At 36.0% G+C, this 18,878-nt stretch carries 21 protein-coding genes, 1 riboswitch and 1 other annotated feature; of the genes, 12 read left to right on the top strand and 9 right to left on the bottom strand.

The features are described 5' to 3' along the window. Nucleotides 1-125: 125 nt before the first annotated feature. Together KI356_RS19800 and KI356_RS19795 are read left to right on the top strand one after the other, a co-directional pair. On the top strand, nucleotides 126-677 hold the full coding sequence (locus KI356_RS19800; RefSeq protein ID WP_002122317.1) for a DUF2062 domain-containing protein: 552 nt from the start codon (nucleotides 126-128) through the stop codon (nucleotides 675-677). Between the two features lie 58 nt (nucleotides 678-735). Next, complete coding sequence (locus KI356_RS19795) at nucleotides 736-942, top strand: hypothetical protein (protein WP_128281017.1); 207 nt, start codon at nucleotides 736-738, stop codon at nucleotides 940-942. Nucleotides 943-966: 24 nt separating this feature from the next. Here the strand turns inward: KI356_RS19795 and KI356_RS19790 are convergent, their stop codons facing one another. Together KI356_RS19790 and KI356_RS19785 are read right to left on the bottom strand one after the other, a co-directional pair. After that, complete coding sequence (locus KI356_RS19790) at nucleotides 967-1,413, bottom strand: MarR family winged helix-turn-helix transcriptional regulator (protein ID WP_128281018.1); 447 nt, start codon at nucleotides 1,411-1,413, stop codon at nucleotides 967-969. A gap of 72 nt (nucleotides 1,414-1,485) precedes the next feature. Then, complete coding sequence (locus tag KI356_RS19785) at nucleotides 1,486-2,265, bottom strand: GDSL-type esterase/lipase family protein (protein WP_212936216.1); 780 nt, start codon at nucleotides 2,263-2,265, stop codon at nucleotides 1,486-1,488. Between the two features lie 271 nt (nucleotides 2,266-2,536). Between KI356_RS19785 and cpdB the strand changes: the two genes are divergently transcribed. Further along, a complete protein-coding gene (cpdB, locus tag KI356_RS19780; RefSeq protein ID WP_212936215.1) occupies nucleotides 2,537-4,867 on the top strand; it encodes a bifunctional 2',3'-cyclic-nucleotide 2'-phosphodiesterase/3'-nucleotidase in 2,331 nt (776 codons plus the stop codon). 51 nt (nucleotides 4,868-4,918) lie between these two features. Here cpdB and nhaC read toward each other — a convergent pair whose 3' ends face one another. Next, nucleotides 4,919-6,292, bottom strand: a complete 1,374-nt coding sequence (gene nhaC, locus KI356_RS19775) for a Na+/H+ antiporter NhaC (protein WP_128281021.1) — start codon at nucleotides 6,290-6,292, stop codon at nucleotides 4,919-4,921. 277 nt (nucleotides 6,293-6,569) lie between these two features. After that, nucleotides 6,570-6,789: a binding site (T-box leader), on the bottom strand. A gap of 141 nt (nucleotides 6,790-6,930) precedes the next feature. Here nhaC and KI356_RS19770 point away from each other — a divergent pair. The 8 genes from KI356_RS19770 to KI356_RS19735 all read left to right on the top strand — a co-directional run bounded on the left by KI356_RS19770 (nucleotide 6,931) and on the right by KI356_RS19735 (nucleotide 13,692). After that, a complete protein-coding gene (locus tag KI356_RS19770) occupies nucleotides 6,931-7,287 on the top strand; it encodes a hypothetical protein (RefSeq protein ID WP_128281023.1) in 357 nt (118 codons plus the stop codon). Nucleotides 7,288-7,364: 77 nt separating this feature from the next. After that, nucleotides 7,365-8,798 (top strand): adenosylmethionine--8-amino-7-oxononanoate transaminase, encoded by a 1,434-nt coding sequence (gene bioA / locus KI356_RS19765; RefSeq protein WP_128281024.1) that lies wholly within the window; start codon nucleotides 7,365-7,367, stop codon nucleotides 8,796-8,798. Continuing rightward, nucleotides 8,798-9,526, top strand: a complete 729-nt coding sequence (gene bioD, locus KI356_RS19760) for a dethiobiotin synthase (protein ID WP_128281025.1) — start codon at nucleotides 8,798-8,800, stop codon at nucleotides 9,524-9,526. Before bioA ends, bioD begins: the two co-directional genes overlap by 1 nt. After that, entirely contained in the window at nucleotides 9,492-10,679 is a 1,188-nt protein-coding gene (gene bioF, locus KI356_RS19755; protein ID WP_212936214.1) for an 8-amino-7-oxononanoate synthase, read from the top strand. The genes bioD and bioF overlap by 35 nt, the downstream gene beginning before the upstream one ends. Beyond that, nucleotides 10,676-11,416 (top strand): alpha/beta fold hydrolase, encoded by a 741-nt coding sequence (locus tag KI356_RS19750; RefSeq protein WP_128281027.1) that lies wholly within the window; start codon nucleotides 10,676-10,678, stop codon nucleotides 11,414-11,416. The genes bioF and KI356_RS19750 overlap by 4 nt, the downstream gene beginning before the upstream one ends. Further along, complete coding sequence (bioC, locus tag KI356_RS19745; RefSeq protein WP_128281028.1) at nucleotides 11,382-12,191, top strand: malonyl-ACP O-methyltransferase BioC; 810 nt, start codon at nucleotides 11,382-11,384, stop codon at nucleotides 12,189-12,191. Before KI356_RS19750 ends, bioC begins: the two co-directional genes overlap by 35 nt. A gap of 1 nt (nucleotide 12,192) precedes the next feature. After that, a complete protein-coding gene (gene bioB / locus KI356_RS19740) occupies nucleotides 12,193-13,191 on the top strand; it encodes a biotin synthase (protein WP_002122295.1) in 999 nt (332 codons plus the stop codon). Between the two features lie 180 nt (nucleotides 13,192-13,371). Beyond that, nucleotides 13,372-13,692 carry a hypothetical protein gene (locus KI356_RS19735; RefSeq protein ID WP_128281029.1) on the top strand — a complete coding sequence of 107 codons (321 nt, stop codon included), beginning with the start codon at nucleotides 13,372-13,374 and terminating at the stop codon, nucleotides 13,690-13,692. A gap of 25 nt (nucleotides 13,693-13,717) precedes the next feature. Here the strand turns inward: KI356_RS19735 and ribH are convergent, their stop codons facing one another. The 5 genes from ribH to KI356_RS19710 all read right to left on the bottom strand — a co-directional run bounded on the left by ribH (nucleotide 13,718) and on the right by KI356_RS19710 (nucleotide 18,141). Further along, nucleotides 13,718-14,179, bottom strand: a complete 462-nt coding sequence (ribH, locus tag KI356_RS19730) for a 6,7-dimethyl-8-ribityllumazine synthase (protein ID WP_000230892.1) — start codon at nucleotides 14,177-14,179, stop codon at nucleotides 13,718-13,720. 149 nt (nucleotides 14,180-14,328) lie between these two features. Then, entirely contained in the window at nucleotides 14,329-15,540 is a 1,212-nt protein-coding gene (ribBA, locus tag KI356_RS19725) for a bifunctional 3,4-dihydroxy-2-butanone 4-phosphate synthase/GTP cyclohydrolase II (RefSeq protein WP_212936213.1), read from the bottom strand. A 12-nt stretch (nucleotides 15,541-15,552) separates the two neighbouring features. Next, the gene (ribE, locus tag KI356_RS19720) at nucleotides 15,553-16,197 is read right to left on the bottom strand and encodes a riboflavin synthase subunit alpha (protein WP_212936212.1); all 645 of its coding nucleotides are present in this window, start codon (nucleotides 16,195-16,197) and stop codon (nucleotides 15,553-15,555) included. Then, nucleotides 16,179-17,291 carry a bifunctional diaminohydroxyphosphoribosylaminopyrimidine deaminase/5-amino-6-(5-phosphoribosylamino)uracil reductase RibD gene (gene ribD / locus KI356_RS19715; RefSeq protein ID WP_128281032.1) on the bottom strand — a complete coding sequence of 371 codons (1,113 nt, stop codon included), beginning with the start codon at nucleotides 17,289-17,291 and terminating at the stop codon, nucleotides 16,179-16,181. The genes ribE and ribD overlap by 19 nt, the downstream gene beginning before the upstream one ends. A 309-nt stretch (nucleotides 17,292-17,600) precedes the next feature. Next, nucleotides 17,601-17,744, bottom strand: a riboswitch (FMN riboswitch). Between the two features lie 190 nt (nucleotides 17,745-17,934). Beyond that, the gene (locus KI356_RS19710) at nucleotides 17,935-18,141 is read right to left on the bottom strand and encodes a CDGSH iron-sulfur domain-containing protein (protein WP_001151582.1); all 207 of its coding nucleotides are present in this window, start codon (nucleotides 18,139-18,141) and stop codon (nucleotides 17,935-17,937) included. 139 nt (nucleotides 18,142-18,280) lie between these two features. Here KI356_RS19710 and KI356_RS19705 point away from each other — a divergent pair, with 139 nt between their 5' ends. Next, nucleotides 18,281-18,526 (top strand): DUF2552 family protein, encoded by a 246-nt coding sequence (locus KI356_RS19705; protein WP_128281033.1) that lies wholly within the window; start codon nucleotides 18,281-18,283, stop codon nucleotides 18,524-18,526. A gap of 10 nt (nucleotides 18,527-18,536) precedes the next feature. Here the strand turns inward: KI356_RS19705 and KI356_RS19700 are convergent. Next, nucleotides 18,537-18,878, bottom strand: a 342-nt coding sequence (locus tag KI356_RS19700) for an alpha/beta hydrolase (RefSeq protein ID WP_212936211.1), incomplete at its 5' end; no start/stop codon positions are given.

Below are 18,878 nucleotides of genomic sequence, written 5' to 3'. Positions count from 1 at the left end.
CGATTGGTGAGGGCTAATAATCAGTGGGGGATGAACAAAACCTCCACTGATTATAGTTTCACTTTATTTTTCATATCATGTAAGGACATACTAGATAAAAAAATATAGTTAAAGAGATGATGAATTTGAAAACAACTAAGAAAACATATTCGTTTTTTCAGCGGATGTGGAGAATATTAAAGTTTCAATATTTTAAGTTACTTCGATCACCAGAAGGAGCAAAGAAAGTATCGTTAGGTTTTGCTATTGGATTCGGTTTAGAAATGTTGGTGATTTATACAGCATCGCTCGTATATTTAATCTTTTATCCGATAGTCCGATTAGCAAAAGGATCTTTTCCAGCCGCAGTCATTGGTAATATTATTGGGAAAATATCGTTTCTCCCAGTATTTTTATTTCCGTTTGCTTATGCATTAGGGAAAATGATTTATCCATTTGATGTAAAGAAAATACATCATAAGCCATTTACGATATCAGATTTGTTTTCGAGCCATATTTTTACGATGTTAAAGAGCTTATTACAGAGTGAAGTATATGTATTAATTGGTATGACGATAATAGGAATTGTGTTTGGGGTAATTTCATATTTCGTTGTGCATTATTTATATGAAAAGAATCGTAAGTTACGTTTGAAGAAAAGAAAGAAACAAGTGAGAGAACCACTTGTGCAAATATAAAGAATGTCACATTCATTTTCTCCTTTGAATATGTTTAAGGAAAAGGGGGAGAGAATGAATGTATTATTACTATGTACCTCAAGTGTATCCATATGTAAATTATTATCCGGTTTATGATATGAGTAGACAATACGAATTATATCGACAACAACAATTACAGCAATTATCACAAATACCACAACAACAGCCTACACAAGAACAAAAACCATATTTAACGACATGGCCATATTCAAATGTATACTATGGTAATTATTACGAATCATAAAGCTGCTTCTATTTAGAAGCAGCTTTATGCGTTTGTTTTCAAAATTAAATTTTGAATGGTTTGAAGAGAATAAATGAGCTTTTCACGCTCTTCCTCAGATAATGTTTGAAAATTTTCTTTTAGTTTGTCTAAAATGAATTGCTGATATTGATTTACTAACAATTTCCCTTCAGTTGTTAGGGAAATTAAAATGACCCGCCGATCTTTTTCGCTATAATGACGCTCTATTAGTTCTTCTTGAATGAGTTTGTTTAATAGAGGGGTCATGTTAGGCCGTGAAATCGCTAGCCGCTTGCCAATTTCTGAAACTGCTAATGTACCATTTTCATGCAAAAGCAGTAACACTTGCGTATGTGATGGCGGCATATGTCTTTGAGAAGAAAACTCTCCAGGAAGCATAAATTTGCGATAAAAAAGAGGCACTAGCGAAAGAAGATGATCAACAATACGTTCCCACTCGCGTGATTCCATATAACGGCCCCCTTCCACTATCATTGTAACAAAAAAGACAAGGTATAAAAATAGAATTGTTTCACGGTAACCTTAATATTTGTAGGATAACACTTGTTTTGTAAATGTATTGGCAATAATCGCATAACCGTTATCATTTGGGTGTACTTGGTCAAATAGTAACTCTTTTTTATCATTCGATATTAATTTGCGAATTGGTAAAACGATCGACGGTTGATTTGCTTTTGAAATAGAATAAACAGAATCATTCCAACCATCTAAAAACATATCTGCATAACTTGAGATGGAGTCATCGAGTTGTAAAGGGTTATAGAGCTCAGAGAGAATGAGTAAAGCATTCGGATTTTGATCTCGAACGGTCTTTACAATATTTTTTACATCCGTTTCAAAACGGGATTTTTCCTTATTTAACATTTTAATACCATCTATAACACCTACATCACGATTTAAGCGGAATAAATTATTTCCTCCAATATTAATAGTAATTATATTTGCTTCCCTAATTTTTTGTTGAACTTCTTCTGACTGGACTTTTTTAGCGAGACGATCTGTAGTGAGCCCATTTACACCGAGGTTCTCCACCGTAATTGGTTTATGAATTTGTCCTTCTAGTTGTCTAGAGGCTAATTCGGCAAATCCCCCTTGTGTTGAGCCATATCCTTTTGCGAGTGAATCACCTAATACGAGGTGATAAAAGGAGTCATTCGTTTGCTTATCAATCCAACTGGGAGCAGATGTTTTTTCTTCTTTTCTTTCATTTTCTTTTTGTTTTGTCTCATCGTTCTTTTCAAAATTAGAATAAGAAATGATTAGAAGGAGGAGACAAACAATTGTTAAGATGACTTTTTTCATAAATTCATCCTCCTTGTAATTGGTAATTGTATCATATTCAGCAGTATAAGTAATGTAAGGGCATATTATATGTTTATGAAAACTTTACAATAACTTTACAGAAAATTTGTAGAAGTATGTCAAAAAATATTGACGATATGAAAGAACTTTAGATATGATAATGTCAGATAAGGTGAAAATCATCGCTCTAATAGAAGAAAAAGGCATGTGATTAGGGACTGATAGAGATTCATTTCATTATTTTGGGGTAATTGTATAAGGGGGATTTTTTGTGAAAAAGTCAAAAAAAATGCTAGCTGGAGCAACACTTGCAATTGGTGTTATAGCGCCACAAGTCTTGCCAACAACAGTTCATGCGGAGGAGCAATCTGGGGAGAGTACAGTTAACTTACGAATTTTAGAAACATCGGATATTCATGTTAACTTAATGAATTACGATTATTATCAAACGAAAACAGATAATAAAGTAGGTCTCGTGCAAACAGCAACACTTGTTAATAAAGCACGTGAAGAAGCGAAGAACTCTGTCCTATTTGATGATGGGGATGCATTACAAGGGACGCCGCTTGGGGATTATGTGGCGAATAAAATCAATGATCCGCAGAATCCTGTTGATCCTAGTTATGTACATCCATTATATCGTTTAATGAATTTAATGAAGTATGACGTCATCTCTCTAGGAAATCATGAATTTAACTATGGTTTAGACTATTTAAACAAAGTGATTAGTAAAACGGCATTCCCGGTTATTAACTCGAATGTTTATAAAGATGATCATGATAATAATGAAGAGAACGACCAAAATTACTTTAAACCATATCATATTATTGAAAAAGAAGTAGAAGATGAAGCGGGTCAAAAGCAAAAGGTGAAGATTGGTGTAATGGGATTTGTTCCACCTCAAGTTATGAACTGGGATAAAGCGAATTTAGAAGGAAAAGTTAAAGCAAAAGATATTGTTGAAACAGCGAAGAAAATGGTACCGAAAATGAAAGAAGAAGGTGCAGACGTTATCGTTGCATTAGCTCATTCAGGTGTTGATAAGAGCGGATACAATGTTGGGATGGAAAACGCATCGTTTTATTTAACAGAAGTTCCTGGTGTAGATGCAGTATTAATGGGACATTCACATACTGAAGTGAAGGATGTATTTAATGGGGTTCCAGTTGTAATGCCTGGTGTTTTTGGCAGTAACTTAGGTATTATCGATATGCAATTGAAAAAGGTAAACGGAAAATGGGAAGTACAAAAAGAGCAATCGAAGCCACAACTTCGTCCGATCGCTGATAGTAAAGGTAATCCATTAGTAGAATCTGATCAAAAACTAGTTAATGAAATTAAAGATGATCATAAAGCGACAATTGATTATGTAAATACAGCTGTAGGTAAAACGACAGCGCCAATCAATAGTTATTTTTCATTAGTACAAGATGATCCTTCAGTGCAACTTGTGACAAATGCACAAAAATGGTACGTTGAGAAGTTATTTGCTGAAAATGGACAATACAGTAAGTATAAAGGAATTCCAGTTTTATCTGCAGGGGCACCATTTAAAGCGGGTGGCCGAAACGGTGCTACATATTATACTGATATTCCAGCTGGAACTTTAGCGATTAAAAACGTTGCAGATTTATACGTATATCCAAATACATTATATGCTGTAAAAGTAAGTGGAGCACAAGTGAAAGAATGGCTTGAAATGTCTGCAGGTCAATTTAATCAAATTGATCCAAAGAAAACAGAAGAACAGCCACTAGTAAATGTAGGCTATCCTACATATAATTTTGATGTTTTAGATGGTTTAAAATACGAAATTGATGTGACGCAGCCGGCGAAATATGATAAAGATGGAAAAGTTGTAAATGCAAATACGAATCGTATTGTAAATATGACGTATGAAGGTAAGCCTGTAGCTGACAACCAAGAGTTTATCGTTGCTACAAATAACTATCGTGGAAGTAGCCAAACGTTCCCTGGTGTAAGTAAAGGGGAGGTTGTATACCAATCACAAGATGAAACGCGTCAAGTTATTGTGAAGTATATGCAAGAAACACCAGTTATTAATCCAGCAGCAGATCAAAATTGGGCGTTTAAACCGATTATTGCAGATAAATTAAATACAACATTTGATTCTTCACCAAATGCACAAAAATATATAAAGAAAGATGGAAAAATATCATATGTTGGACCATCTGAAAATGAATTCGCTAAATATGCAATTGATATAACGAAGAAGAACGACGGTGATAAGGAAACTGGTGGAGAGAATCCAACGACACCGCCAACAGGTGATGGAAATAATGGAGAGAATCCAACGACACCGCCAACAGGTGATGGAAATAATGGGGAGAATCCAACGACACCACCAACAGGTGATGGAAATAATGGAAATGAACCAAAACAAGATGGAAACAATGCAGGATCTGAACAAACTACAACAGATACTCAAAATGAAAAAGAAACAACAAAAGTAAGTGAAAATAAAGAGGAACGTGATTTACCGAAAACAGGTACAAGTGTGGCTTCTACAATTGGAGCTGGCCTTGCGTTTGTTGGAGCTGGCTTACTTATGTTATTTAGAAGAAAGAAAGTAAATAAATAGTATTATACAAAAAAGGATTACCAGTTATGGTAATCCTTTTTTACTTCTATATTATGAAACTGGTACTGTTTTTTCTTTCTTCCATGAAAGACCAAACCCAGTGAAACCAACAATAATTGTTAAGACTGGACAAGCTAAGCAGAAGATTGCGTATGGAACATAATCGAGTGTTGGAACACTAAGGACGTTTGTTAAGAATACGCCACTTACTCCCCATGGTACGAGCGGGTTAATAACTGTACCTGCATCTTCTAGTACACGTGATAAATTACGACGTTCTAAACCGACTTCATCGTACTTGTTAGCGAATGCTTGTCCAGTTAAAACGATGGATAAGTACTGTTCACCAAGTAAGAAGTTTACACCAATTGCAGTTGATGCAGTAGAGATAATTAAGCGTGTACTAGTTTTTACGAAGCTAGAGATGATATTCATCAGCTGCGTGATGATACCCATTCCTTGTAATAATCCTCCCATACAAAGAGCTAGGAAAATAAGAGCAATTGACATCATCATACTTTGTAAACCACCGCGAGATAATAAGCTATCAATATCTTTTATACCAGTTTTAGAAACGTAACCGTCTTGCATAATTTTCATTAAATCAGCTAAAGAAGTGCTAGGTTTAAAAATAAAGAGAATAATGATTCCTACTACGATTCCTGCAAGTAATGTTGGAACTGCTGGAACCTTTTTAAATGCGAATAGGAACAGTAATAAAATTGGAATCAGTGTAACGATAGAAATTGTTGCATTTTTTTCTAACGTGCTAATAAAGGATGTGAAATCAACATTGCCTCCAGATCCACTTCCTAAAATGAAATATGCAATAAAAGCAATAATGAAAGCTGGAATTGTCGTCCAAAGCATGTTACGAATATGTTCAAATAAATCTACACCCGTTACAGCTGGAGCTAAATTTGTTGTATCAGATAAAGGAGACATTTTATCTCCAAAGAATGCACCAGAAATAATTGCGCCAGCGATAAGAGCCGGGTCGTATCCAAGGGCAGTACCCATGCCCATAAAGGCAAGACCTACAGTTGCAGCAGTTGTAAACGCACTACCGATACTCGTTCCAACAATTGCACAAACAACAAAAACAGTCGGAACGAAAATTTTTGGAGATACAAGTTGGAAGCCGTATACCATTAAAGTTGGAATTGTTCCAGCTGCGATCCAAACACTAATTAATACTCCTACAAGTAAGAAAATAAATATAGATGGAATACCAGCTGAAATACTACTGATCATCCCTTTTTCCATAGTAGACCAAGAGATTTTTTTCATAAATCCAAATGCTAATAAAAGAACGATACCAAATAAAATTGGGATGTGTGGTGAAACTTCTAATTGAATAACACTAAAACCAATACAGAAAAAGATAAAAAATGTTAAAAGAATAGATTCCATTTTTGAAACCATTGTTTTCCCCTCCTAATTAATCTAAAATAGTCTTTTTTTATATAAAATTCGCCAATATTGTATATTTCCTTCTAAAATTTAGAATTTTGCGACAAATTACCGGTAATTGTCAACATCTCAATATGATACGGAAATGATTGGATAAAAAAACGTCCCTGCATATAATTATGCAGGGACGAAGAAATCGCGGTACCACCCTAGCTTGTGAAAGGAATGTATCACAAAATAAAGGGTCGTATGATATGCGTTCATAAAATAAAAACGCCCCTGCAATATATGCAGGGACGAAAAATTCGCGGTACCACCCTAAATTGTGAAACAGTTTCGTTTCACCACTCTTTAGACATAACGGTCTAAACCGTCTTTCACTACTCCTCACGTTTCGTAAAAGAAGCTCCAGGGGGTAATTCATAAATCGCTCTGTACTGGTTTGCACCGACCACCAGCTCTCTGAAATCAGAAAACGAAATACTACTAAATCCTATCAACGCCGATTCATATGATGTTAGTTAAATTTTTATCATATATTCATCATACATGTCAATAAAAATGTTTAATATTTTTTAGGGAAATAAAGGAGAAATGTTTTTAATACTGTAAAAATGTGCGTTATAATGAATTTGAAAGGGGAGGAAAGAGTGAAGAAAAAAATAATTCTTTTTACCACCTTACTAGTCGTTGGCGGAAGTGCTGGAATTTACACAGCTTTTGCAGCTGAATCAGAGCAGTCGAAACAAAAGCAAATACAGCAGTCAGAAGTGAAGAAAGTGAAAGAAACTGAAGAGAAGAAATCGATGGAAAAAGCAGCTGTGAAACTAGGAGTTTCTACTGAGGGGAAAACAAAAGAAGAGGTTACAAAAGAAGTAAATACCGCAAGATTTGAGAAGCGCCACGATCTATTAATTGAACATGCAAAACAACTTGGAATTGATACAGAAGGAAAAAAAGATGAAGAGATTATTTTAGAAATTGGCAAGATACAACATGGAAAGTAGAACAACTTATCGTATGATAAGTTGTTCTTTTTTAAGAACTATTTGATTTAAAAATAATTGACAGTTATTTAATTTTAATGTTAACTATATTTATAAACAAGTTAACATTAGGGGTGGCAATTGTGACTGTAAATAGTAATACGACTGAAAAATCGTTTTATACATATGAAGAATTATCGGAGAAAAATAAAGCTTACGTATGGCATCCATTTACACAAATGAAGGATTATTTAGAAGAAGATCCTGTCATTATTGAACGGGGAGAGGGAAGAAAGCTATACGATGTAAATGGAAATGAATATTGGGACGGTGTTTCGTCTATTTGGTTAAATGTTCATGGGCATCAAGTACCGGAACTAGATGAGGCAATTCGTGAGCAATTAAATAAAATTGCCCATTCTACTATGTTAGGACTTGCTAACGTTCCATCTATTTTATTAGCAGAAAAAATAATTGATGTTGTACCAGAAGGTTTGAAGAAAGTATTCTATTCAGATTCTGGTTCAACAGCTGTTGAAATTGCAATTAAGATGGCTTTTCAATATTGGCAGCACAAAGGGAAACCGAGAAAACAAAGATTTGTTACATTAAAAGAAGCGTATCACGGTGATACAATTGGAGCAGTTTCAGTAGGAGCGATAGACTTGTTTCACCAAGTGTATAGTTCACTATTATTTGAGGCAATTAAAATGCCGTATCCGTATACATATCGTTCTCCTTATGGAAATAACAAGGAAGAAATTGTGAATAAGCATTTAGAAGAAATGGAAGAATTGCTGAAAGAAAAACATGAAGAAATTGCAGCAATTATTGTAGAACCTTTAATGCAAGGTGCTGGAGGCATGATTACAATGCCAAAAGGATATTTAAAAGGGCTACGTAATTTATGTACAAAATATAATGTTTTATTTATTACAGATGAGGTAGCGACTGGATTTGGGCGTACGGGGAAAATGTTTGCGTGTGAACATGAAAATGTGATGCCGGACATTTTAACAGCTGGGAAAGGTTTAACAGGTGGATATTTACCGATTGCTGTTACGGTAACGACAGACGAAATATATAATGCCTTCTTAGGAGAGTATGAGGAACAAAAAACATTTTTCCATGGGCATAGTTACACAGGTAATCCGTTAGGGTGTGCGGTAGCAATTGCGAATCTAGAACTATATGAAAAAACTAATTTAATAGAATCTGTTGCGCATAAAACAGAATATGTAGCGGGGCAATTAGAAGCGCTTAATGAATATAAGCACGTAGGTGATATTCGTCAGTGCGGGTTAATGATTGGCATTGAACTTGTGAAAAATAAAGAAACGAAAGAATCGTTTGAATGGACAGAAAGAGTCGGTGTTCAAGTGTGTAAACGTTCAAGAGAGTTAGGCATGATCTTACGTCCGCTTGGTAACACCATTGTATTTATGCCTCCTCTTGCATCTACAATTGCTGAAATTGATGAGATGTTACGCATTTTATATAAAGCAATCTCGGATGTTACGGAGGGAGAATAATGAGTGGTTTTTTCATAACGGCAACTGATACTGAAGTTGGAAAAACTGTGGTTGCAGGTGCGTTAGCAGGTGTATTTAGAGAATTGGGATATAACGTAGGGGTATATAAACCATTGCAAAGTGGACATGCTGCATCAAACGCAGAGGGAGATGCAGCAAGGTTAAAAGCCTTATCGGGTGTACCGACAAGAGAAGAAGAAATTTGTCCGTATTCTATTGAAGAACCACTCGCTCCGAGACTTGCTATGAAAAGAGCTGGAAGGACAGTAATGTTAAAAGAAATTACTGAGCACTATAATGAACTACTAAAAGAGTTTAATAGCCTATTTGTAGAAGGGGCTGGTGGGCTTGCAGTCCCATATACAGAAGATGCTTTAGTAATCGATTTTGCAAAAGAATTACAGCTTCCTCTTATTGTAGTAGCACGTCCTACGCTAGGGACAGTGAATCATACTGTCTTAACAATTTCTTATGCAAAAGCACATGGTTTAAAAGTAGCAGGTGTAATTTTATCTGGTTGTATAGAGTCTGAAATGGAAAGAGTGCAAGAGAATAAAGAGATGATTGAAGAATTAAGCGGAGTACCGGTTTTAGGTTTATTACCATTCTTTGCAGGTGAATTTACTCGGGAAGAAGTATTAGAATCTGCAAAAGAATATATTATGATCTCGAAATTAGAGGAGTTCATTCAAAATGAATCAAATGTGGCGGACACATCTTCAATCTAAATTACAACAATTACATGAGCAAGGGCAGTATCGTAATTTACATGTAACAGAGCAAGCAGAAGAGAAATGGCTTATTCGAGATAAAAAAAGGATGTTAAATTTAGCGTCAAATAATTATTTAGGATTAGCTGGAGATGAAAGGTTAAAAGAAGCTGCTATTGCCTGCACGCGAAAATATGGAACTGGTGCAACTGCCTCTCGTCTCGTTGTGGGAAATTATCCACTGTATGAAGAGGTTGAGAGAAGTATATGCAACTGGAAAGATACTGAAAGAGCGTTAATCGTAAATAGTGGGTATACAGCAAATGTAGGTGCTATATCTTCTTTAGCTGGTCGTCATGATATTGTTTTTAGTGATAAATTAAATCACGCAAGCATTGTTGATGGAATTATATTAAGCGGAGCAGAACATAAGAGGTATCGTCATAATGATTTGGATCATTTAGAGAAGATGTTGAAAATAGCGTCACCTGAAAAGAGGAAATTAATCGTAACAGATACTGTTTTTAGTATGGATGGTGATACTGCATATTTGAGAGATTTAGTGAAGCTGAAAGAGAAATACGGGGCAATCATTATAGTTGATGAAGCACATGCGAGTGGAATATATGGAATCGGCGGAGCTGGATTATCTCATATAGAAAAAGATATTGCTCAAAAAATTGATATACATATGGGGACGTTTAGTAAGGCTTTAGGGTGTTATGGTGCGTATTTAACAGGTGATGCAATTTATATAGAGTACTTACAAAATATGATGAGAAGCTTTGTTTTTACTACAGCTTTACCACCAGGAACATTAGGAGCAGTGCAAAAAGCAATTGAGATTGTAAAAGAAGATAACGAAAGAAGAGAGAACCTTATAGCGAATGGTGCATATTTCAGGACTCATTTACGAGAGGCTGGTTTTGATATTGGGAATAGCTCAACTCATATTGTACCAATTGTAGTCGGTTCAAATGAAAATGCTTTACGGTTTAGTGAAAGATTACAAGAGGTAGGTATCGCAGCCATTGCAATTCGTCCGCCAACTGTTCCGGTTGGGAGTTCCCGAATTCGCTTTGCAGTTACGTCACAACATACAATAGCTGATTTAAAATGGGCTATTCAGCATATTATACGCATTGGTAAAGAAGAGGGGTTTTTCGTATGAAAGAGCTAAAGATTATTTTTATTCCTGGGTGGGGAATGGAAGAATGTGTTTGGACTTTAGTACTTCCGTATTTTAAAGGATATCCTGTTCAATGCATAGATTGGCGTAACGTGAAAGAGAAAAGTGAATTTGCGGGACGAATAATAGATGTAGCACATGATGAAAATGTAATTTTAGTTGGATGGTCACTAGGAGCATTGGCGACAGTACAAGCTTATAAAAAGATTAAGGCAAAAGGTATCGTACTAATTGGTGGTACTACTAAATTTACAAATACGAGCGACTATACAAGCGGATGGAATTCTTTGCATGTAGAACGTATGAAAAAAAATTTAACGAGAAAGAAAGAAGATACTTTGAATCGTTTCTATGAAAATATGTTTACAAAAAATGAGCTGAAGGAGAATACGAGTTTTAAAGAGATTGCGCTGAATTTTAAAGGGGACTCGATTCAGTCTTTACAATTAGGCTTAGATTATTTAATAGAAACAGATATGAGAAACGAATTAACAGATATCAAAGTCCCGTTGTTACTTCTTCATGGAGAACAGGATGTGATATGTCCATTATCAGCAGCTCATAATATGATGGAGAATACGAATGCTACGCTAAAAGTAGTAAGCGGGGCTGGTCATGCATTATGTGTAACGAATTTTGAATATTGCGCAAATGAAATTATCCAATTTGTAGAGGGGATACGACATGATCAACAAAACGTTACTGCAAAAACGGTTTAACGGGGCAGCTGTATCCTACGATCAATATGCAAATGTACAGAAAAAGATGGCACATTCGTTACTTTCTATATTGAATCGGCGATATAGTGAAACATCATCAATACGTATTTTAGAACTTGGATGCGGGACAGGGTATGTCACAGAGCAATTATCAAACTTATTTCCGAAAGCGCATATTACAGCCATTGATTTTGCTGAAAGCATGATTGCGGTTGCAAAAACTAGACAAAATATCGAAAACGTAACGTTTCACTGTGAGGATATCGAAAGTTTACGATTAGAAGAATCGTATGATGTCATAATTTCAAATGCCACATTTCAATGGCTTAACAATGTAAAACAAGTGATAAGAAATTTATTTCATCATTTGTCTACAGATGGGATAGTACTCTTTTCCACCTTTGGACAAGAAACTTTTCAAGAGCTCCATGCTTCGTTTCAGCGAGCGAAAGAGGAAAAAAATATTCAAAATGAAACTTTGATTGGTCAACGTTTTTATTCGAAAGATCAGTTGCTTCATATATGCAAGATAGAAACAGGGGATGTGCATGTTTCTGAAACATGTTACATAGAGAGTTTTGCAGAAGTTAGGGAGTTCCTACATTCTATTCGAAAAATAGGAGCGACCAATAGTAATGAAGAGTCTTATTGTCAAAGCCCTTCACTCTTTCGTACGATGCTTCGTATATACGAAAGAGACTTCACGGAAAAAGAAGGGATAGTAGCAACATATCATGCTTTATTTACGTATATAACAAAAGAGGGGAAGAGATGAAATGAAACAAGTACAAACAAAAAGGGATTGGAAAAAACTTGCATACGACGTAGTAGAAGAGAAAATGATTACGAAAGAAGATGCAATTGCAATATTAGAAGCTGATGATACAGAGGTTTTAGAAATTATGAATGCAGCTTACATCATTCGCCATCATCATTTTGGTAAGAAAGTAAAGTTGAACATGATTATAAATACGAAATCTGGATTATGTCCTGAAGATTGCGGGTATTGTTCACAGTCTATTATTTCAGAAGCACCGATTGATAAATATGCATGGTTAACACAAGAGAAAATTGTTGAAGGAGCGCACGAAGCAATTAGACGTAAAGCAGGTACATATTGTATTGTTGCATCTGGTCGTCGTCCGACGGATAAAGAAGTAAATCACGTTATTGGAGCAGTTAAGGAAATTCGTGAAACGACAGATTTAAAAATTTGCTGTTGTTTAGGATTTTTAAATGAAGATCAAGCAGGTCAGTTAGCAGAAGCTGGTGTGCATCGTTATAACCACAATTTAAATACGCATGCCAATAATTATGATAGCATTTGTTCAACGCATACGTATGACGATCGTGTTGATACAGTCCAAAAAGCGAAGCAAGCCGGTATTTCTCCATGCTCTGGGGCGATTTTTGGAATGGGAGAAACGATTGAACAGCGCGCTGAAATTGCATTTGAATTACAACGTTTAGATGCGGATTCTATTCCATGTAATTTCCTTGTTGCTGTAAAGGGTACTCCGCTTGAAGGACAAAAAGAATTATCACCTGTAGAATGTTTAAAAGTGCTAGCGATGATGCGTTTTGTAAATCCAACAAAAGAAATTCGTATTTCAGGCGGTCGAGAACTTAATTTACGCTCTGTACAGCCAATTGGTTTATTTGCAGCAAACTCTATCTTTGTCGGGGACTATTTAACAACAGCTGGACAAGAGCCGACTGCGGACTGGGGTATGATTGAAGATTTAGGATTTGAGATTGAAGAATGTGCGCTATAAAATAGATGAAAAGCAAACTCTTTAAAGGGTTTGCTTTTTTTGTAAATAAAATGTAATAAAAGTCCATTAACGCTTGATAGTAGTCGCTTTTGGACGAGAAAAATAATTTTGTGGACGAATTTTCCAAGCCCTAATTGTACATAGTAAAAATGTAATTTATATCGGGGTGGAGGATTTTACATGTACAAATACATATTAGCTATTATGACTTGTCTAATTTTAATAAAAGCGATAAGTGCTGATCCAGTTAAGGCGGCTGAAAATCCTGAACAAAAAGAAATGCAACAAAGAATTGAGCAACATTTTCGAACGAAAGCTGAACATTTTGGACTTGAAACAGAAGGAAAAGATTTAAAAGAAGTGAGGAAGGAAATTTCTATTATAGAAGAAGCGGAAAAAAGAGAAAATGTGTGGAGAACGGCACAAACTCTTCGTATAAAAACAGAAGGAAAAACGATGGATGAATTAATAGAAGATGTACGAAAAAAGCTGGGAAAATAAAAAAAAGAGGCCGCAGCCTCTTTTTTTAAGCCCATTGTTTTGATAAATGAGCCATTTCAATCGCAGCAACTGCTGATTCATATCCTTTATTACCAGCTTTTGTACCTGCGCGTTCAATCGCTTGTTCAATAGTTTCTGTCGTTAATACACCGAAAATAACTGGAATGTCCGTTTGTAGTGATAAAGACGCAACACCTTTTGCTACTTCATTACAAACGTAATCGTAATGTGTTGTAGCACCGCGAATTACTGTACCTAATGTAATAACAGCATCATATTTTCCGCTATTTGCCATCTTTTTAGCAATTAAAGGAATTTCGAATGCACCAGGAACCCATGCAACATCAATATCATTCTCTTCTACACCGTGACGCTTTAACCCATCTAAAGCTCCGCCAAGTAACTTACTTGTAATAAACTCATTAAAGCGCCCAACAACAACCCCAACTTTTAATCCTGTACCAACTAAATGACCTTCGAATACCATAATTTATCTCTCCTTTAATTATAAAGTGAAACTATAATCAGTGGGGGGGTTCATCCCCCGCTGATTATTAGTTGAACCAATCGGGCGTTTACGGGCAGTTGATCTCCCACCTAACTTCTTTGCTCCAGCCGAATTTTGAGGTGGGAGTTTTACTGCCCGTTAATGCGGGATAAGTTTAGTAAATGTCCTAATTTATTTACTTTCGTTTGTAAATACGTTTTATTTTCTTCTTTTGTTGGCATTTGCAAAGGTACACGCTCGGTTACTTCTAAATCGTAACCTTGTAAGCCAGCAATTTTTCGTGGATTATTCGTTAATAATCGTAAACTTTGTAAGCCTAAATCTTTTAAAATTTGAGCGCCAATACCATAATCACGAAGATCAGCTGGGAACCCAAGTTTTTCATTTGCTTCTACAGTATCTAACCCTTCTTCTTGTAACTTATAAGCGCGAAGCTTATTAAGAAGGCCGATGCCTCGTCCTTCTTGTCTCATATAGAGAAGAACACCTTTTCCTTCATGCTCAATTTGAGCAAGTGCAGCATGTAGCTGTGGTCCGCAATCACAGCGGCACGAACCAAATACATCTCCTGTTAAGCATTCTGAATGAACGCGTACAAGTACAGGTTCGCCTGTTGAAATATCACCTTTTACGAGCGCGATATGTTCTTTCATATCTAATGAGTTAGAATAGCCAATTGCATGAAAAGTACCGAAATCTGTAGGTAATGTAATTTCCACTTCCCTCGTCACAAGTGTTTCGTGATGGCGGCGATAAGCAATTAAATCTTCAATTGTAATCATTTTTATATCAAATTGTTTTGCACACTGCATTAAATCAGGTACACGTGCCATCGTCCCATCTTCATTTATAATCTCGCAAATGACGCCAGCTGGCTCAGCTCCGCAAAGTTTTGCTAAATCAACAGCAGCTTCTGTATGACCTGCGCGGCGAAGGACGCCACCTTCTTTCGCAATTAATGGAAAGATATGTCCAGGGCGGTTAAAATCAGTTCCTTTAGATGCGGGATTCAATAATTCCTGTATTGTCGTAGCGCGCTCATGAGCACTAATGCCTGTTGTTGTAGAAACGTGATCGATGCTTACTGTAAAAGCAGTATGATGTGAATCCGTATTATGAGAAACCATTGGTTCTAACTGTAGACGTTCTGCGTACCTTTCCGTAATCGGTACGCAAACGAGACCACGACCGTGTGTAATCATAAAATTAATCGTTTCTGGTGTAATGTACTCTGCTAAAGCAATAAAATCGCCTTCATTTTCTCGGTTTTCATCATCACATACGATAACGACTTTTCCTTGTTTTAAATCTTCTAGAGCTTCTTCAATACGATGAAACATTATGCTTCCCCCTTATAGAAATCCGTTTTCTTGTAAAAAGATTTCGGTCATTGAATCTGTTCTTTTTACAGGTTTAGTAATAAAGCGTTCGATATATTTACCAATCATGTCACACTCAATGTTTACGATATCTCCAGCATTCTTGTCCCCGATAACAGATTCGCTTACTGTGTGCGGGATGAGTGAAATGGTAATAGAAGAATCGTCTATATCAAATATCGTTAAACTCGTTCCATCAACAGCAACGGATCCTTTATGCAAACAATAGCGTAGTAATTCATCAGAAATTGCTATTTTATAATAGACGGCATTGTAGTGTTGTTTTTTTGTTAAAATCGTTCCGATGCCATCAATATGTCCTGAAACGAAATGTCCACCGAACCGTCCATCTGCAGCCATGGCCCGCTCTAAATTTACTTTAGAGTGTGATTTAAGCAGGCGAAGTGATGTTGATTTCATCGTTTCAGGCATTGCATCAACAGTGAATGAAGTAGGTGTAAAACTCGTTACGGTTAAGCAAATACCGTTAACCGCGATACTATCACCTAACTTTACATCTGATAAAATGTTGTTTGCATGGATCGTTAACTTCATCGCTTCTCCGCTTTGTTGCATGTTTGTTATCGTTCCTAATTCTTCTACAATTCCTGTAAACATTTCGTCACCTCACTTTGAGCATTCGCAACGATTTTTATATCATCGCCAATTTGTTTCATCTCTTGAATTTTCAAGGAAAGTGCATCTTGTAATTTTGAAAAACCATTTCCTCCAAATAAAGTAGGAGCATCTTTCCCGCCAATTAATTTCGGGCTTATATACGTTACAATTTCATTGAAATTGTTTGATTGTAGGAAACTTGCATGCACTGTTTGACCACCTTCGACGAAAAGAGAAAGTATCTGTTTCTCGCCGAGTAGGTATAAGACATCTTGGATTTCAATTTGTTTCGTTTTCATTTGGAATATAGCTATATTTTCAGATTCATAAGAAGCTATTTTCTCTTTATTTACATCCTTACCGACAATAATCCATGTCGGTGCTAAACCATCTGTCATGACATGGGAAGATGGTGGCGTTCGTAAATGGGTATCCAAAATAACACGTATAGGATGTTTACCCCCGTTAGGAATCCTTGTTGTTAAATGTGGATTATCAGTTAAAACTGTATTCACACCGACTAGGATAGCATCATGCATATGACGATATTGGTGAACATCAGCACGTGCTTCTTCACCTGTAATCCACTGGCTTTCACCGGTTACAGTAGCTGTTTTTCCATCTAAGCTCATTGCTGTTTTTATTGTTACAAAGGGACGTTTCGTTTTCATATAGTGAAAAAAGTATCGATTTAATAAAGTTGCTTCCGCCTCAAGAACACCAGTAGTTACCTCGATTCCTGCTTCTTCTAATCTCCTTTTTCCATTACCAGAAACGAGTGGATTGCAATCAAGGGTAGCAATTACAACCCGCTGAACTCCTTTTTCAATGAGTGATTCACAGCAAGGTGGTGTTTTTCCAAAATGGCTACACGGTTCAAGTGTTACATAAACGGTAGCACCTTTTGCTTTTTCACCAGCCATATGAAGTGCATGAACTTCAGCATGTTCTTCACCAGCACGCAAGTGAGCCCCCATTCCTATGATGTTTCCATCTTTTACAACAACAGCACCAACCATAGGATTTGGACTTGTTTGGCCGGTTGTACCTTGTGCTAACTGCAAGGCAATCCTCATATATTCTTGATCTGTCATTCTCTTCACCTCTCCTGAAAAAATCAAAAAACCCCAAGGATATAAAATCCTTGGGGTTTGGGAGACGTGATTTCTAGAAATATAGTTCGAATACGAAAGTATAGGAAAGAAACCTAACGATGACTGATATTTTGGCATAAGGAAAAAACCTAGCAAAATATCGAGTTTTTCAAACGCTAGTCGTATCTTTTTATTTCAGTATAGAAACATAAGTATACAAAATAAAACATATATAAAGAGTCAAAATGAAACTTTAAAAATATGCATACTGAAATAAAAGTGTATTCGCTATATAAAATTACTAGAAAACATATCCTTCTCCCATCCAGACTATACTGTCGGCCCTAGAGTTTCACTAGATCCACCGTTTTCGAGTTGAAAACGGGTCACGGACTTAGAAGTTTTCACTTCATCACCGCCGGTTGGGAATTTCACCCGACCCCGAAGGATGTTGTTTGGTCAAATTATAGCACAAAAAAGAAAAAAGGCTAGCAAAAAATATTTGAATGTGAAGAATTGTGTGAAAATACATGCCGGTTTGAATGGGGACGAAAGTAATAGAAATGTTGAAAGGGAAAGGGCTGTATAGGCTTTGATCAAAAGAAAAAGCATGCACAAATAAATGTGCATGCTCTTTAAATATTTATTCTGCCTCTGGTGCTCTAACAACAGACTCGAATTTTCCTTTATGCGAAGCATCGCAATAAGGCATGTTTTTTGATAAACCACAACGACATAAAGAAAATGCCGGTTTTGCAGGAAATACATTCCCTTGTGAGTCAACTAGTTCCACGTCCCCTGTAACGCGAAAAGAGCCATTATCATTTACTTTAATTTGTACTTTTGCCAACGTTATCCCTCCTTTCCAAACGCTTAATCTCATCATATAATCAAGGGAAGTACTTGACAATATAAAAAGAGCACTTTGTTTGAGAGAGAAGAGAGTGTTATAATAGTTTTTATAACTGACTAGAGTAAGGTGACGAAAGATGGATAAAAAATTACAAACACTACAAAATATTGCAAATGAGCGCACATGGGCATCATTTTTGAATGATAATCATCCATATAGTTTACTTCATTGGTCCATTGCAGGTGTAGGCCAAGAACCGAAAGATGTTTGGTTACTTCAAGATGAGGTGACTTTTCAAACGACGGAATTCCAAACGCTAGACGAGGCAGTAAAGTGGATTTCTGAAAATATGGAACAAGTTACAGACGTTTTAGCGCAGTAAAAAAACAGGCTTATGCAAGCCTGTTTTTTGTTTCTTTTACATATGTGTTTAAAAATTGATCGATGGCATCTTCGTACTCTTCTTTATTTTCATTATAAGAGCAAGCGTGTGCACCATGTTCTGCAATATAAAGCTGTTTATTATTTTCTTTCGCTTCATAAAGTGATTTTGTCATATCAGATAAAATATAGTCATCATCTTTACTATGAATAAAGAGAACAGGATTGTTAATATTTTTTATACAATCAATTGGTGAAACTTCACGAATTGTATAGCCGTCACGAACTTTTAAAAAGGCATTTGCTAAAGGTAATAAAGGCCATTTTGGTAAATGAAACTCAACTTTCAAACG

The sequence above is a fragment of the Bacillus hominis genome, from assembly GCF_018332515.1.
Lineage (GTDB): Bacteria > Bacillota > Bacilli > Bacillales > Bacillaceae_G > Bacillus_A > Bacillus_A hominis.
This window is presented reverse-complemented; position numbering and strand designations above follow the sequence as displayed.

Excerpts from the sequence above, each read along its gene's own strand:
- KI356_RS19795 (WP_128281017.1), top strand. The coding sequence starts at position 736 with ATGTATTATTACTATGTACCTCAAGTGTATCCATATGTAAATTATTAT.
- KI356_RS19790 (WP_128281018.1), bottom strand. The coding sequence starts at position 1,413 with ATGGAATCACGCGAGTGGGAACGTATTGTTGATCATCTTCTTTCGCTA.
- KI356_RS19785 (WP_212936216.1), bottom strand. The coding sequence starts at position 2,265 with ATGAAAAAAGTCATCTTAACAATTGTTTGTCTCCTCCTTCTAATCATT.
- nhaC (WP_128281021.1), bottom strand. The coding sequence starts at position 6,292 with ATGGTTTCAAAAATGGAATCTATTCTTTTAACATTTTTTATCTTTTTC.
- bioA (WP_128281024.1), top strand. The coding sequence starts at position 7,365 with ATGTTAACTATATTTATAAACAAGTTAACATTAGGGGTGGCAATTGTG.
- bioD (WP_128281025.1), top strand. The coding sequence starts at position 8,798 with ATGAGTGGTTTTTTCATAACGGCAACTGATACTGAAGTTGGAAAAACT.
- bioF (WP_212936214.1), top strand. The coding sequence starts at position 9,492 with ATGAATCAAATGTGGCGGACACATCTTCAATCTAAATTACAACAATTA.
- KI356_RS19750 (WP_128281027.1), top strand. The coding sequence starts at position 10,676 with ATGAAAGAGCTAAAGATTATTTTTATTCCTGGGTGGGGAATGGAAGAA.
- bioC (WP_128281028.1), top strand. The coding sequence starts at position 11,382 with ATGATCAACAAAACGTTACTGCAAAAACGGTTTAACGGGGCAGCTGTA.
- bioB (WP_002122295.1), top strand. The coding sequence starts at position 12,193 with ATGAAACAAGTACAAACAAAAAGGGATTGGAAAAAACTTGCATACGAC.
- KI356_RS19735 (WP_128281029.1), top strand. The coding sequence starts at position 13,372 with ATGTACAAATACATATTAGCTATTATGACTTGTCTAATTTTAATAAAA.
- ribH (WP_000230892.1), bottom strand. The coding sequence starts at position 14,179 with ATGGTATTCGAAGGTCATTTAGTTGGTACAGGATTAAAAGTTGGGGTT.
- ribBA (WP_212936213.1), bottom strand. The coding sequence starts at position 15,540 with ATGTTTCATCGTATTGAAGAAGCTCTAGAAGATTTAAAACAAGGAAAA.
- ribE (WP_212936212.1), bottom strand. The coding sequence starts at position 16,197 with ATGTTTACAGGAATTGTAGAAGAATTAGGAACGATAACAAACATGCAA.
- ribD (WP_128281032.1), bottom strand. The coding sequence starts at position 17,291 with ATGACAGATCAAGAATATATGAGGATTGCCTTGCAGTTAGCACAAGGT.
- KI356_RS19705 (WP_128281033.1), top strand. The coding sequence starts at position 18,281 with ATGGATAAAAAATTACAAACACTACAAAATATTGCAAATGAGCGCACA.